General features: G+C 34.0%; 10 protein-coding genes. 3 read left to right on the top strand and 7 right to left on the bottom strand.

Features of this window, described 5'->3' with window-relative positions:
• Window positions 1-158: 158 nt before the first annotated feature.
• Window positions 159-4529: a M14 family zinc carboxypeptidase gene (locus tag TD18_RS16855; protein WP_052461215.1), complete on the bottom strand. Its 4371-nt coding sequence runs from the start codon at window positions 4527-4529 to the stop codon at window positions 159-161.
• 235 nt (window positions 4530-4764) lie between these two features.
• Here TD18_RS16855 and TD18_RS15390 point away from each other — a divergent pair, with 235 nt between their 5' ends.
• Window positions 4765-6456: an ABC transporter ATP-binding protein gene (locus TD18_RS15390; RefSeq protein WP_040254414.1), complete on the top strand. Its 1692-nt coding sequence runs from the start codon at window positions 4765-4767 to the stop codon at window positions 6454-6456.
• 410 nt (window positions 6457-6866) lie between these two features.
• Here the strand turns inward: TD18_RS15390 and TD18_RS15385 are convergent, their stop codons facing one another.
• The 5 genes from TD18_RS15385 to TD18_RS15365 all read right to left on the bottom strand — a co-directional run bounded on the left by TD18_RS15385 (window position 6867) and on the right by TD18_RS15365 (window position 12335).
• Complete coding sequence (locus TD18_RS15385; protein ID WP_040254412.1) at window positions 6867-7520, bottom strand: CoA transferase subunit B; 654 nt, start codon at window positions 7518-7520, stop codon at window positions 6867-6869.
• Between the two features lies 1 nt (window position 7521).
• Complete coding sequence (locus tag TD18_RS15380; protein WP_040254411.1) at window positions 7522-8223, bottom strand: CoA transferase subunit A; 702 nt, start codon at window positions 8221-8223, stop codon at window positions 7522-7524.
• Between the two features lie 95 nt (window positions 8224-8318).
• Window positions 8319-10673: a penicillin-binding protein 1A gene (locus tag TD18_RS15375; RefSeq protein ID WP_040254409.1), complete on the bottom strand. Its 2355-nt coding sequence runs from the start codon at window positions 10671-10673 to the stop codon at window positions 8319-8321.
• 2 nt (window positions 10674-10675) lie between these two features.
• A complete protein-coding gene (locus tag TD18_RS15370; RefSeq protein WP_040254407.1) occupies window positions 10676-11176 on the bottom strand; it encodes a gliding motility lipoprotein GldH in 501 nt (166 codons plus the stop codon).
• Window positions 11163-12335 (bottom strand): PSP1 domain-containing protein, encoded by a 1173-nt coding sequence (locus TD18_RS15365; RefSeq protein ID WP_040254405.1) that lies wholly within the window; start codon window positions 12333-12335, stop codon window positions 11163-11165. The genes TD18_RS15370 and TD18_RS15365 overlap by 14 nt, the downstream gene beginning before the upstream one ends.
• Before the next feature lie 233 nt (window positions 12336-12568).
• On the opposite strand from TD18_RS15365, the gene TD18_RS15360 reads away from it, so the two are divergent.
• Window positions 12569-13969: a T9SS type A sorting domain-containing protein gene (locus tag TD18_RS15360; protein ID WP_040254403.1), complete on the top strand. Its 1401-nt coding sequence runs from the start codon at window positions 12569-12571 to the stop codon at window positions 13967-13969.
• 137 nt (window positions 13970-14106) lie between these two features.
• Here the strand turns inward: TD18_RS15360 and trhO are convergent, their stop codons facing one another.
• On the bottom strand, window positions 14107-15171 hold the full coding sequence (trhO, locus tag TD18_RS15355; RefSeq protein ID WP_040254401.1) for an oxygen-dependent tRNA uridine(34) hydroxylase TrhO: 1065 nt from the start codon (window positions 15169-15171) through the stop codon (window positions 14107-14109).
• Between the two features lie 436 nt (window positions 15172-15607).
• Here trhO and recA point away from each other — a divergent pair, with 436 nt between their 5' ends.
• Window positions 15608-16612: a recombinase RecA gene (recA, locus tag TD18_RS15350; RefSeq protein ID WP_040254399.1), complete on the top strand. Its 1005-nt coding sequence runs from the start codon at window positions 15608-15610 to the stop codon at window positions 16610-16612.
• Window positions 16613-16643 lie beyond the last annotated feature (31 nt).

The following is a 16643-nucleotide window of genomic DNA, read 5'->3' as shown; positions in this document are numbered from 1 at the left end:
TGTAAAACGCCTTAAAAATCGATGAAATACATCTATTGAAAATAGACACAAATGTAAATTACTGATCGCCAGTTTTTTAATAAAATGAATGAATTAAAGCTTTTCACCAAAAAAAGCCCAAATTTTCATCTGAGCTTTACAATTATATAGATTTAAGGTTATCTGATAATTAGCTTTTTACTAATGGTATTTGATTTGTTTATAAGTTGAACTAGATAAACACCTTTAGAGTAATCTGAAGCATTAACTATGTTTACACTGCTATTACTATCTAAATCTCTTCTAATAATTTCCCTTCCCTGAATATCGTACAAAACGAATGTGGTATCTTCAGCAAATTGACCTTTAATAGTGATCTCTTTCAATTCTGAATTGTTAAAAATTTGAACATTGTCAAGATTTGATTCTATAATAGACAAGGTATCGTCCTCGAATCTCAAATAAAATCTCCCTGTACCAACTAAATCAGTTTCAGCCGTTAAATTATAGTCAGATGTATTTAAAAGTGTAGTCGTATTGGTTACGACATCTTCCAAATATACATTATACTCTAAGTTAGACGTATCCATGCTTATAACGACCTGTCTTCCTTGCAACAAATTAACGCCTAGAGGAATTAATGTTGTACCATTAACATCATCAAAACCTATAGATTGAATAGCCATGTTTAAATCTTGACCTTCTTCGGTTAATTCTGAATAAATAGAATACGGCGACGGTGTTTCACCAAACAGTTCTGCATCATAACCAATATCTAATCCCAATGACGCATTATCTTTAAAGTAGAGATGAGTGTTAGAAACTTTATCTGTTGATGTCATACTAAGTACAAAATGAGCATAGTTTGAATTTCTTCCTTGAATAAAATCATCTGATGAACCTGTGGTACGCATTGAAGGTGTAAAGGATACGTTTGAGCCTCCATCTTTTGAAGACACAAAAAACCCTTGTCCTGGAGCGATTAAAGAATTAGGGTTCGCATCTGAGTACGCCATATTCCAAATGGTCCAAACGCTTCCATCAGAGTCATTAGCATCATAGCCATATATTGCAACACTTTGAGCGTCAAGTGTAGTTAAATTTTCAGTTAAGAAGTCTTCTAATTTTATATATGAAGTATAAGGATTACCTATTAAGTTCCATTTAGCAAAATCAGCACCTGTTTTTATAATTGGAACAGTTAATGATTCTGTGGTTACTGCACCCGAAAATGTAAATGTTCCATTATCAGTTGAAGCAGCTCGATATCCTTTAGCTGCATCTAGCGTTGCAGATTCAACATTGGAATACAATTGATAATCATTTGTTGGTTTTTCGAAAGGACCAAACAGATATAATGTTTGTCCTGAATTCGATAATATATTAGAATTATTAGAAATAAAACTTGTAAAAGATTCTCCGCTTACTGGTGGCGCAATGATATCATTACCACCTGCATTTGAAGTGACATGACGATTGTATTTCACATGCCCTGTCACTGATCCATCTACGATTAAACTCGAGAACTCATTAGAATCAGAATTTAAAGTAAGTTCTCCATTGTTTATAATATTACCTGCAACTGTTAGATTAGAAGTTTTATCAACATCAATTGTTGCTCCAGTTTTAACCGTTAAGTTGTTCATAGCAATATCAGTACTATTTATTGTATAAGTACCATTTTCAATAAGTACATCTTCTGAAGACGTAGAACTGGTTGGTGCACTAGGTGTCCAAGTGTTGGCATTATAAACCAAACCGTTGAAAAGATAGATATTATAGTCTTCAACTTCACCATAAGCAAAACCTTCACAGGCTGTTGGAACTCCATTGTATTTCATAGAAACTCTCATTTTAGTGTTTCCTGTACTAATATTTGCTGGCACACTAAAATTCCAGTTTACTGTATTTCCTCCAGTCACAGGATTTAGTGAAAACACCTGTTCTCCGCTATCGGTAAAAACTCCATTCTGATTAAAGTCAATCCAGACAGCATAGCCAACTGGATTACTAGTGTTAACATTATTATACTGTGGTGTAATAGATATGCTATAGGCTGTGTTTTTAGATAAGGTGGTAGAAATGGATGTGAAATCAGAATATACCGCAATAGCAGATGTATTATCTAAATCGTTTAATTGTACGCGTTGAATTCCTAATTGATTAGAGTCTGTTTTAGCCTCAGAAATGCAATATGCTTTGCTACCAACTCCAATGTGGTCAATAGCCATATCACTTCTAAAACCATTACCTGTTATGCCTGTAAATCTAAACTTTACAGTTTCGCCGTAATACCCACTTAAATCTATGTTTTGTAAATTCCATACATTAGTTAAGTTACCAGAAGCGTTAAAAATGTTCGTCCAATTATCGCCATCATCTGATGATATTTCGAGATTCAACGTTCCCATAGTGTTTCCAAACATATGGTAATAAAAAGAAAAGTAAGCATCTGGATAATTTGTGAGATTATAACAAGGACTTGTTAAACTCACTGTAGCGTTAGAACCTAAACCACTAGTAGATGATTCAGTATATAAATAATTTCCACCTTCTGAAATATCGTCTGAAGGCCCAGTATTACCAGTTGGAGTTCCACCTGCATCTAAAGACCAATTTCCATCATCACCAGAATCCTGAGTCCAATCACCTAATCCAGAATCAAAGGTTTCTAAATATGGAAAAGACGAAATAAGTGTGCCTGAACATGCCACGACATCTGTAGTTGTAAATACTACTGAATTGCTATAGGCAGAGTTAAAACTGCCACAATTACTTCGTATTTGAACTTCGTATTGCGTTAATGACGTTAAACCTGTTAATTGGAAAGTTCCTCCTGTAACCGAAGTTGTAGTCCAAGAAGGTGCACCAACTTCTCTATAACGTAAATCATAGGTCATTCCAGAGATTTCATCCCAGCTTAAGGTTGCAACAGTTGTACTAACATTAGAAGCTGCCAATCCTGTTGGAACAGTTGACAAAGGTGTCATTTGAACATCAGCTAAAACTACTGTCGTGCCATCTGCTATTGTTTGACCTGTAACTGTCACAGACTGATAGCAAGGCGCTTCGAATAGTAAATCATATGTTCCTGCTTTGATTGGTCTGTAATAATCGCCTTGTGTATCTGTGTAAACTTCTGATCCATAAGCATCATGACCTACAATGGTTACCTTTACGCCTTCAATAGCTAAGGAATTATTTGTAGCATCTACAACATCTCCTCTAAAGCCATAAGTTCCTTGTGTTAAATAATCTAACAAGGCATCTCTATTATAATACCAATAATCATCTAAAAGACTTTCCTGTAAAATCTTTTGATCTGACAATTCTATTGTTATCTCTCTACACTGTTGGTAAAAATTCATATAGTCTTGTCGTCCACCATATACACGATACCATTCAGCGCCATGCGTCACACCTGGACTAGGAAACACATTACTATCATCATCATCTGTCATATAAGATGCCTTATTGGTATAAGTAGGTGACGATGTATTACCTGAGTTGGCATCAGTTTGGCAATGTGTTGCATATTCTACACCTACATACTCAAACCAATCACCATCAGCATGCTCATACTGGCTTACATAGGCATTGTCAAAAGGATAATTCACCAGTTCAGTACCTCCATGGAAGTTTGCTGATAGCACAAAATTATGAGCATCTGCAAAATTCATAAATGCAATCGTTTCTGTTTGATAAGCATTCCCATCATCATGAGGACCAGCAACATTATCAGGATAATTTCTGTTTAAATCAATATTATTACCATTTCCTCGTCTTGCATTTACAACCGACGTATTATTGGCACTATTGTGATATGTGCCATCTGGGTTAGCACTCGGATTAATCCAAAGCTCTGTATTTTCAACTAAGTTTTTTACTCTTAAATGATCTGAATGACCAGGATTGCTATACACTGTTAATATGTAGTCTATTAAAGTAAGCATCATTGGGTAACCTGCAATTTCATCACCATGCATTGAAGATGTAAACATCAATTTAGGTTCTTTTTCATCTACTGATACATTATCTGAAATTTTAACGAATAATAATTCCTTATCACCTTGACCTGTAGTTCCAATACTTATTTTCTCAACTAAAGCTGGATAATCATCTTCAAAATCCTGCATTTGTTGTGCATACTCAGCATAAGTAGGATAAGAGCTTAAAGGAAAAGTAAGTGTTGACGCTGCAGATCGAGCAGAAAGTGGTCTTACATCATAAATAAAAGACTCATCAGCTTCATTTTCACTTTTTGGAACATTATAAGGAATGTTGGTAGTTTCAAAACTTCTAAACTGTTCTTCATTTGCCCAAGCTTTCACTGTTTTTGTAGTAGAATCATAATGAATTAGAGACATATCACGAGTTAATAACTCTACATCACTATCACTTTCTACTTGAAACGTAAACGTAAGTTCTCCTTGAGTTGAAAGATATTGTTCAGCTTTTTCTTTTTCTACTGATTTACTTTCTGAATTTTGCGCATTTACATGAAGTAAAAGCAAAAACATAGCGGTTAAGGTAATCGTAATTCTTTTCATTTTAATTTGGGGTTTCAATGAATTATATTTTGGCTAATATATAACTTCTAATTGATTTTTATCTATGAAATGCATAAAAAATCGATGAAATGCATAATATAAAACATGTAAAAATGCCACATCACTCATTATCAGTGTTTTATGTTTTTTTGAGAATTTTACTAATTTTTGTTATTTCAAGAAAATATCACCATTATTTCTGTTTACGGACTTTTTAAATTGTCTATTTTTACATATGTCAAATACGTTATTGCTTGATGTAAATAGCCTTTCGATCTCATTTTTTAATAAAAAAAATGAGACTAAAATCATTCATAATATTTCCTATCAGTTAAACACTAATGAAATTCTTGGAATTGTAGGTGAATCGGGTTCAGGAAAATCGGTTTCATCATTAGCGATACTGGGATTACTTCCGAAGAACATATCAAAAATTACATCAGGAACGATTCATTTTAATGGGCAAGATTTATCATCACTATCTCAAAAAGAATTTCAACATATCAGAGGAAATGATATTGCCATGATTTTTCAAGAACCTATGAGTTCTTTAAATCCGTCAATGACCTGCGGAAAACAGGTTTCCGAAATTCTATTACAACATACTAATTTATCTAAAGCTAAAGCAAAAGCCGAAACATTATCTCTTTTCGAAAAGGTAAAACTGCCACTACCAGACCGAATTTATAAAGCGTATCCTCACGAAATATCTGGTGGACAAAAACAGCGTGTCATGATTGCAATGGCGATTGCTTGTAAACCCAAACTTTTAATTGCAGACGAGCCTACAACAGCTTTAGACGTAACGGTTCAAAAGGAAATTATTGAACTTCTAAAACAATTACAAGTTGAAGAACAAATGAGTATTATATTCATTTCTCATGATTTAGCACTTGTTTCTGAAATCGCAGATCGTATTTTGGTCATGTATAAAGGAGCAATCGTTGAACAAGGAAACGTAACGGACATTTTCCATAGACCTCAACATACCTACACTAAAGCTTTATTGAGCTCAAAACCTTCATTAGACGTTCGTTTAAAACGTTTGCCAACTATTAAAGATTTTATGGAAGGTAATTCGCTAACTGAAACCATTGATACAAATCAACGTGAGGAAGCTCACAAGATATTATACAGTAAGCCACCTTTATTAGAAGTTATAAATCTTGAGAAAGAGTATTTATCTAAATCAGGCTGGTTTGGAAAGCAAGATTCATTTAAAGCTGTAAACCAAGTGAGTTTTAAACTTTATAAAGGAGAAACATTGGGTTTAGTAGGAGAATCTGGATGTGGAAAATCAACTTTAGCAAATGCTATCCTTCTATTAGATAAAGCTACTGCAGGACATATTCTTTATAATGGTATTGATATAACTAAACTCAATACTTCTAAAGTACGTCAATTAAGAAAAGATATTCAAATTATATTTCAGGATCCTTATGCTTCTTTGAATCCAAGAATCCCTGTCGGAAAAGCAATTATGGAACCTATGAAAGTGCATCGCATAGGAACTTCTGATACTGAAAGAAAAGAAAAAGTATTGCATTTGCTATTGAAAGTAGGTCTAGATGAAAGTTATTTTAATCGTTATCCTCACGAATTTTCTGGAGGTCAACGTCAAAGAATAGGAATTGCAAGAGCTATTGCTTTAGAACCAAAGTTAATTATTTGTGACGAATCTGTATCTGCTTTAGATATTTCAGTACAGGCGCAAGTATTAAATCTGTTAAATGATTTGAAAGATAATTTCGGATTCACGTATATTTTTATCTCACATGATCTTGCAGTAGTTAAATATATGTCAGATCAGCTTTTAGTCATGAATAAGGGAAAAGTTGAAGAAATTGATGATGCAGACATCATCTATAAACATCCTAAAAATGAATACACTAAAAAACTTATTCATGCCATTCCAAAAGGATTATAGCATGAATATTTTTTTAGTTAGGGTTAAGATATTTTTAAATAATCTTAGTGTGTTTCTGAAATTAAATTTGAGTTTATTTTCAGAATCTGTAGGTTTAAGTAGATTTGGGGCAAAAAGATTCATAAGTTAAAGTTTATGATAGATTTGGGGAAAATCACAAAGTTAAGTTTATGGTAAATTTGGTTAATTGTTTGTTTCGATTTGGTTTTGCTAATATGTAACATGTTTTGAAATAATCAGACAAAATACACAATAAATCGATGAAATACATTAAATTTTAACATTTAGCATGTATTTTGAGTATTTTTCCTACAAATAAATAGATTTAACTTTTCTGAGGTTTTGTTCTAAAACACAAAAAAACCACTTTTAAAGTGGTTTAATATATCGTTCTAAATGCAAAAATAGAATCAAATCTGCATCTCAGGAATATCGCCCTCAATAATTAAAGTGCCTTCCGTAGCATTTTTAATCTCCTCCACCGAAACACCAGGTGCTCGTTCTAAAAGTTTAAATCCTTGATTTGTAATTTCCATGACGGCCAGATTAGTCACCACTTTTTTAACACAACCTACTCCAGTGAGAGGTAATGAACATTTTTTTAGAAGTTTAGATTCGCCTGCTCTATTGGTGTGCATCATAGCGACGATAATATTTTCGGCACTAGCAACGAGATCCATTGCGCCTCCCATACCTTTAACCATTTTTCCAGGAATTTTCCAGTTAGCGATATCTCCATTTTCTGCAACTTCCATAGCACCCAAAATTGTTAAATCGACGTGCTGACCACGAATCATTGAAAAACTCATTGCCGAATCAAAGAAACTTGCTCCAGGTAATGTCGTTATGGTTTGTTTACCAGCATTAATAATATCTGCATCTTCTTCGCCTTCAAAAGGAAAAGGTCCCATTCCTAAAACGCCATTTTCACTTTGAAACTCCACTTCAATATCATCTCTTACATAATTTGCTACCAAAGTTGGTATGCCTATTCCCAGGTTAACATAGTAACCATCTTGAACTTCCTTTGCTATACGCTTAGCAATTCCATTTTTATCTAACATATTAATCTCTTTGTCTTACTGTTCGTTGTTCAATTCGTTTTTCATAGCGTTCTCCTTTAAAAATACGCTGTACAAAAATACCTGGTATATGAATTTGGTTCGGGTCTAATTCTCCAACAGGCACTAATTCTTCAACCTCAGCAACAGTTATTTTAGCTGCACCACACATATTCGGATTAAAATTTCGAGCTGTTCCTTTAAAGATAAGATTTCCTGCCGCATCACCTTTCCATGCTTTTACAAATGCAAAGTCTGCTTTAAAGGCATATTCCAATACATACATTTTTCCGTCAAATTCTCTGGTTTCCTTACCTTCAGCAACTTCTGTCCCATAACCTGCTGGTGTGTAAATTGCAGGAAATCCAGCTTGTGCTGCTCTACAGCGTTCTGCTAAAGTTCCTTGCGGAATTAATTCAACTTCTAACTCGCCAGATAACATTTGCCGTTCAAATTCGTCATTCTCGCCAACATAAGACGAGGTCATTTTATCGATCTGCTTTCCTTGCAATAATAAGCCCAATCCAAAATCATCAACGCCTGCGTTATTAGAAATACATTTAAGACCTTTTACGCCCTTTTTAACTAATTCTGCAATCGCATTTTCTGGTATTCCTGAGAGACCGAAACCACCAAACATAAAGGTCATATTGTCCTTTACGCCTTGTAAAGCTTCGGAAACATTAGCCACTTTTTTATTAATCATTAGTATAATATTTTGATACCGAAAAATACGAAATAATAAAGCCATTCTAAAATGAATGGCTTTGGATTTTTACTAGAATCTGAATCTCAAAAAATTTAAAAATCTAAAACATCTTTTAAATCATCGGCAGGATCTTTTCCATCGGAATCATCATTACTTAGTTTACTACAATCGACTTCAATAGAAAGATTTTGTGGTCTTTCAAAATTACCTTTAGACACGTTTAATTCCGGATCTTCATAACATGCTTTCATGTATAATGCCCAAATTGGCAATGCCATAGATGCACCTTGTCCATAGGTTATAGATTGAAAATGTGCTGCCCTGTCTTCTGCTCCTACCCAAACACCTGTAACTAAGTTTGGAACCATTCCCATAAACCAACCATCACTTTGATTTTGAGTGGTTCCTGTTTTTCCAGCTATGGGATTTGTAAGTTCATAAGGGTAACCCGTTATTATCTCTTTGTAAACTGGTACTTTAGTTGCCCAGTTATGTCTTAATCGTTGACCAGAACCACTTTGAGTAACACCTTCCATTAAATTCACAGTTGTATAGGCAACCTCATCACTAAGTACATCACGACTCTCAGGAGTAAATTGGTATAACACAGTTCCATTCTTGTCTTCTATTCGAGTGACCATTACAGGCTTATTATAAACGCCTTTATTAGCAAAGGTGGCATACGCAGCAACCATCTCATAGACACTTAAATCTGGTGTTCCCAGAGAAATTGCTGGAACAGGTGGAATTTCTGATTCGACACCTAAATTTCTAGCCATATCTATTACAGGTTGTGGACCAACCTTATCCATTAATCTTGCAGTAATTGTGTTGACTGAATTTGCCAAAGCATCTTTAAGCGTGAGAAAGCCGTCATAACGACCATCAGAGTTTTTAGTTGTCCAAGGATCAGGATTTCCATACTTACCAGCTTCAATCGTAATTTGTTGTCTTGGTAAAGTATCGCAAGGTGATAAATGCAATTGATCTATTGCAGTTGCATACACAAATGGTTTAAATGTAGAACCTACCTGACGTTTTCCTTGCTTGACATGATCGTATTGAAAGTGTCTGTAATTCATTCCGCCAACCCAAGCTTTTACATGGCCCGTTTGCGGATCCATAGACATCATACCTGGTTGTAAAAATGATTTGTAATAGCGCATAGAATCAATAGGCTTCATGATGGTATCAATCTCTGATGCATTACCATCTTTCCAGGTAAAAACAGTCATTTGGACTGGTTTCTCAAAAGAGGCTTCAATTTCCTTTTCAGTTTTCCCTTGGCTTTTTAAAACTCTCCAGCGTTCAGAACGTCGCATTGAAGTTTTTAAAAGCGATTTGATTTCGCTCTCATCAAGCTCTAAAAAAGGCGCTGTTTTATTTCGGTCAGGTGTATTTTGATGATCAAATTCAGCCTGAAGTCTTGGCATGTGTCTTTGTACTGCATCTTCAGCATGTTGCTGCATTCTAGAATCTATCGTTGTGTAAATTTTGAGTCCGTCATTATACAAATTATAATTTCCGCCATCTGGTTTAGGATTATTTTTAATCCAGTCTTTCATAAAACCATCAAGGTACGCTCTAAAATAGGTTGCTATGCCTTCGCGATGCGATTCTGGTGAATAATTTAAATCTAACTCTGTTTTTTGAAGTGAATCTTTTTGAGCTTCAGTAATGAACTCATACTTTTCCATTTGGCTGAACACTACATTTCTTCTGTTTTTTGTGCCTTCAGGATTACGATGTGGTCTTGGGTTATACAAGGAAGAGTTTTTAAACATGCCAACCAGCATTGCAGATTCTTTAAGATCTAACTCTTTCGGTTCTTTTCCAAAATAAATTCGGGCTGCACTTCTAATGCCATCAGCATTATTTCCAAAATCATAGATATTGAAATACATAGCAATGATTTCTTCCTTGGTGTATTGACGTTCCAATCGGATAGCAATAATCCATTCTCTTACCTTTTGAAATACGCGTTGTATTTTATTTGATGAGACTTGTTTTGTGAATAATTGTTTAGCCAGTTGCTGTGAAATTGTGCTCGCTCCTCCACCTTTACCAAATTTTGCTATTGCTCTTAAAGTTCCTCTGGCATCAATACCAGAGTGATCATAATATCTAATGTCTTCAGTGGCTACTAATGCATCAACTAAATGCTTTGGCAGTTCACTGTAATCAACAGGCGTTCGATTATCATTAAGATAAAACTTGCCTAAGGTTTTATCATCTGAAGAAATCACTTCAGTTGCCAAATGGGTTTTAGGGTTTTCTAAAATTGTATGATCTGGCATTTCACCTAAAAATCCCCAAGATGCTAGCAAAAATGTTAATATGAATAATAATACGCCTCCTGTAAAGGTCATCCAAAACCAACGTATATATTTAGAAAAATCAACGGTTGTAGTCGATGTCGATTTCTTTTTTGTTATTTTTTTTGCCATAACTAATTATTAATATCTCTCTCAATTCTAAAACCTACATCTGTAATACCTTCAAGACTTAACACCCCTTTTACTTCGCCATTTTTACGCATAGCATGTTGAACTTTAATTAGGTATTCTCCCGCTTCATTAAATACAAAAGGTTCTTCATAACCCTTATACCATAGTTTATTTTCTTTTATATCTGTAAATCCTGAACCCAGAAATGTTCCATCTGGAGCAGCCATTCGATACTCTAAGGTATCTTTTACGGTTTTTCCATTAGGATAGTTTAATTCAACAACCAAAAATAAATTACTGTATTTGTAATCACTGGTGTTTCTCAAATTGACAAACAAATTATAATTACTAATAGTGTCTGGTGGTGAAACTTTAAAAGTCACAATTGAATCTTTATGCCATTGATCTGGAATGGACTTATACTGGTCAAAAACACGATTAGAATCGCATGAGACAGCAATTAAGGCCATTAAAAAAACAATGCGATACTTACTTTTTAGCATTATTCTGAGGCTTTTGACGACGTCTTTGTTTACCTTTATTATTTTTACGTTTGTTGTTGCGTTTTGGACTATCGAAACGGGTTAAACTATCTTGACCAACAACGTTTTCAAACTCGGTTTTAGTATCTTGAATTAGCTCAGCAGCATATTCCTCTAAGCTAGCAACTTTTTGTTTTGCTTTATTTTTATCAATAATTTCTCTAACCTGATCTGTTGTAAGCACGTGCCAATTCATCCATTCACCTTCATAAGCATACCAAAGATGTCCTTTAAAAATATCCGTTTTCTGGCAAACTGCTGTTCCTTTTTCAGTATATAATTTGGTGTCATTTTTAGGGAATGCTTTTAGAGCATCTAAATAGGCATCTAACTCATAATTTAAACAACACTTAAGTTTCCCACATTGACCAGCCAACTTTAATGGGTTCAATGATAATTGTTGGTATCGAGCAGCAGATGTACTCACTGATCTGAAATCGGTTAGCCAGGTAGAGCAGCATAACTCTCTACCGCAAGAACCAATTCCTCCTAGACGAGCAGCTTCTTGTCGGAAACCAACTTGCTTCATCTCAATACGTGTTCTAAATTCACGAGCAAACAATTTAATTAATTCTCTAAAATCAACGCGTTCTTCAGCAGTATAATAAAATGTGGCTTTACTGGCATCACCTTGATATTCGATATCAGAAATTTTCATTTTGAGTTTTAAATCAATAGCAAATTGACGTGCTTTAACCTTCATTGGTTCCTCTTTATCTCTGGCATCAGACCAAACGTCAATATCTTTTTGAGATGCTTTTCTATAGATTTTTAAGACGTTTTCTTCATCATTAATATCTATTTTTTTGCGTTTCATTTGAACTCTTACCAATTCACCAGTAAGTGTTACCATGCCAATATCATGGCCAGATTGTGCTTGTGTAGCAACAATATCTCCAATACTTAAAGACAAATTTTCGGTGTTTTTATAGTATTGTTTTCTTCCGTTTTTAAAACGCACCTCAACACCAATAAAAGGTTCTTCACCTTGAGGTAACGACATATTAGCCAACCAATCAAAAACAGTTAATTTGTTACAGCTATCTGTGCCACAAGTTCCATTGTTTTTGCATCCTTTTGGTTGTCCATCTTTTCCAGTTGAGCAACTGTTACAACTCATAAGTTTTATATATATAGATTCTGAAAAATAGTAATTTCAGAAGACGATTCATAGTTCTTTTGAAATGTAAAGATAAGATTATTTATTAAGTATAATCCATGAATAAGATGAACCAGATTTCTTTTTCTTTAATCTGTGTGGCATACATTTTTTTTAACAAAAAATAATGAGTTTAAGATGCTCACAATTTAATTCTCTTTCGATGATATCATATAAACGTAAAACTTACAATTATGAAATTTAAAACTACACTTTCCTTTTTAGCTCTTTTTTTTGTTTTATTCAGCTATGCTCAATCTCCTAACTCTGAAGTCGGTGGAGGTGAATTCGTTTTCAATCCTGAAAAAAAATCTTGTATAACCCCAGAACAACGACGTGATATGATTCAAGAAATTCAAGCTAACATTGAAGAATTACGACAAGAGCATAAATTATCATTTTCAGAAGACAGAAGAGGTAATCACCCACTTTTTGAATGGCCTTTACAAAAAGCTAATGGTGTAAGCTACAACGAAATTTACGGTATTAGTGGATATGTAGATCATGATACTGGATTCCCAAATCAGTTAAACGATTATAACTGTGGAACGAGAACTTATGACACAAGTGCTGGATACAATCATCAAGGTACTGATATGTTTACGTGGCCATTTGGATGGAAAATGATGGACGACGACGATGTTGAAATTATAGCTGCCGCTCCTGGTCAAATTATTGTGAAACATGATGGAGAATTCGACAGAAGTTGTTCTTTTAATAATCCAAATCCTTGGAATATAATAATCGTACAACACGGCGATGGTAGTGTTGCTGCTTACGGACACATGAAAAATGGTTCTACCACTTCAAAAAATGTTGGTGATATGGTTTCTGTTGGCGAATACCTAGGCATTGTAGGAAGTTCAGGCATTTCAACTGGACCACATTTACATTTTGAAGTTCTTACTGATGAGACTTTTACAACAATAGTTGATCCTTATGTTGGGACTTGTAATTCAACAACTTCAGATTCGTGGTGGGCAAGCCAGAGACCATATAACGATCCTGGCATTAATGCGGTACTAACGCATACTGCAGATCCTGTTTTTCCAACATGCCCAACATCAGAAACCACCAATGAAAGTAACCAATTTGAAATCAATCAGGAGGTGTTTTTTACCATATTTTTAAAAGATCAAGTTTCAGGAACTAGCGCTAACTTAAGAATAATAAAACCTGATAACACTGATTATTTTAACTGGGCTCATGATTTAACAGACAACTTTTATGCCTCTTGGTGGAGGTGGACTGCTTATCCTGATGTCGCTGGAGAATGGAAATGGGAAGCTACTTATGCTGGAGAAACTGTCACACATACTTTTAATGTTATAGATCCTTTAAGTATTGATGAGAACAATTTTAATCAAACTTCCGTATATCCTAATCCGTTTAATGATGTCATTAATATTTCTTCTAAAACAAAAGTAGTGAAGGCTCATATTGTAGATATTTTAGGAAAAACAGTTCTAAATATTGAAGATACCTCAAATGGAATAAGTCAAATAAATGTATCTGATTTTTCAAACGGAATGTACTTTGTTAGGCTGGAAAGTGAAGCTAATGAAATGAAAACAATTAAACTAATTAAGGAATAAACCTAAAAGAAGTAGTTTAAAATCAAATCTGTCATTTTGAGTGCAGTCGAGAAATCTATATGATTGATTTCTAAGACATTTCGACTGCGCTCAATGTGACAATTATACTTTTTTATTGACTTAATAGACAGTTTACTTTATTTCTTTAATACTTCAAAAATGTTTCTTAAGTCTTTTTTATAAGGTAGGTGATCTGCTCTTCCCTTTTTAAAAATATCATTACTATTACCTTGTCCTTTTCGCAGTTCCTTTTGTTCTTCGTAAGGCAATCTGTTTATTTCCATGCAATTTGAAGAACAACAATTTTCCATTTGTTCTTTACAGTCATCACACTGAATAAATAATAAATGACAAGCTTCATTTGCACAATTGGTATGTAAATCTGCAGGTTGACCACATTGATGACAATTGGCAATGATATCTTCAGAAATTCGCTCAGAACGACGCTCATCAAACACAAAGTTTTTTCCAATAAATTTATTTTCTAAATCATTAGCTTCAACCTGTCTTACATAATTGATGATACCTCCTTCAAGCTGAAACACCTTTTTAAACCCTTTGTGCTTGTAGTAAGCACTCGCTTTTTCACAACGAATTCCGCCAGTGCAATACATCACCAGATTTTTATCTTCTTTGTGTTCCTTGAGGTCTTCTTCAATTAAATCTAACGATTCTCTAAACGTATCAACATCTGGAGTCACTGCATTTTTAAAATGCCCAATCTCACTTTCATAGTGATTTCGCATGTCTACCAAAACGGTATTTGGATCTTCAATTAAATAGTTAAAAGTCTCAGCATTAACATGAATTCCTTTATTAGTTACATCAAAAGTATCATCATTTAATCCATCAGCAACAATTTTGTGACGCACTTTAACTTTTAACTTTAAAAAAGCAAAATTATCATGCTCAATAGCGATGTTTAATCTTACGTTTTCTAAAAAAGAAATAGTATCCAGGTGATTTTTAAAATTTTGGAAATTTTCAGCTGGAACTGATAGTTGGGCATTGATGCCTTCTTTAGCTACATAAATTCTTCCAAGAACATCTAAATCGTTCCAGGCTAAAAACATATGGTTTCTAAAAATTTCGGTATTACCAATTTTGGCGTACTTGTAGAAAGAGATTGTTAAGCGGTCTTTTCCCGCTTTCTCGATAAGTTCTGCTCTTTCTTTAGCACTTAAGTTATTGTACAGTTGCATGCTATACTAATTTTAGGTGTTAAAAAATATGAATTGCAAAGATAGAAAAAGCATTGAGTATCAAAATATAAAACAACAAAAAAGCACTTATGGGTTATCCAAAGTGCTTTTTTTACAGACTAACTCGTTATTAATATTTTTAATTTGATCTTAAAAATATTTTACGAGTTAGCCACCATCGGCTTTACAGTTACTGTTTATATGTACGGTAACTGTAATACCTAATGCGTTGTTAAAAATAATTTTTCTAAAAAATCTCATTCTAATTATTAGAATTTAATTTAAGTGGATACGTCATGTAACTGACCTTTTTCATAGCAAGATTTCCCAATCTCAATTGGTAGATGCAAAATGTTTAAAAAGGTTGCGTCAGAAGATTGAAAAAAATTAAAACTTATTGTAATTTAGCAGACCTATCAAATAAAAACAGATTGTAATGAGTAGTGAAAAAGAAGCCAAATTAAAAGCCTTAAAATTAACCTTAGATAAGCTTGATAAAGCCTATGGAAAAGGAACCGTTATGAAAATGAGCGACCAGGCAGTCGTTGATGTTGACGCCATTTCTTCTGGTTCTTTAGGGCTAGATATTGCATTAGGTGTTGGAGGTTATCCAAGAGGAAGAGTGATTGAAATTTACGGACCAGAATCTTCTGGTAAAACCACATTAACACTTCATGCCATTGCTGAAGCACAGAAAGCTGGAGGTATAGCTGCTTTTATAGACGCTGAACATGCTTTTGATAGAACATATGCAGAAAAATTAGGAGTTGATATTGATAATCTTATCATTTCTCAACCAGACAATGGTGAACAAGCGCTTGAAATTGCCGATAATTTAATTCGCTCTGGAGCTATAGATATTGTGGTGATAGATTCTGTTGCGGCATTGACACCAAAAAGTGAAATTGAAGGTGAAATGGGAGATTCTAAAATGGGACTTCACGCTCGTTTAATGTCTCAGGCATTGAGAAAATTAACGGGTTCTATTAGCAAGACCAATTGCACAGTAATCTTTATTAATCAGCTTAGAGAAAAAATTGGTGTGATGTTTGGAAATCCCGAAACTACTACTGGTGGAAATGCCTTAAAATTTTATGCCTCTGTAAGACTAGATATTAGACGATCTACTCAAATTAAAGAAACTGATGGCAATGTAGCAGGTAATAAAACAAGAGTTAAAGTAGTAAAAAACAAAGTTGCGCCACCTTTTAAAATGTGTGAGTTTGACATCATGTATGGTGAAGGAATTTCAAAAGTAGGTGAAGTATTAGATTTAGCAGTTGAACACGAAATTATTAAAAAAAGTGGTTCTTGGTTTAGTTATGGTGAAACCAAACTCGGTCAAGGGAGAGATGCCGTTAAAGCATTAATTAAAGATAATCCTGAATTAATGGATGAACTTGAAGACAAAGTAAGGGCACTCATTAAGGGTGACGCTTAAAACTTAAATACTTAAAAAAAATCCCTAATTA

The organism is Psychroserpens mesophilus, from assembly GCF_000826645.1.
GTDB classification, from domain to species: domain Bacteria; phylum Bacteroidota; class Bacteroidia; order Flavobacteriales; family Flavobacteriaceae; genus Psychroserpens; species Psychroserpens mesophilus.
The sequence above is the reverse complement of the archived record's forward strand: the minus strand, read 5'-3'. Positions and strand labels throughout refer to the sequence as shown.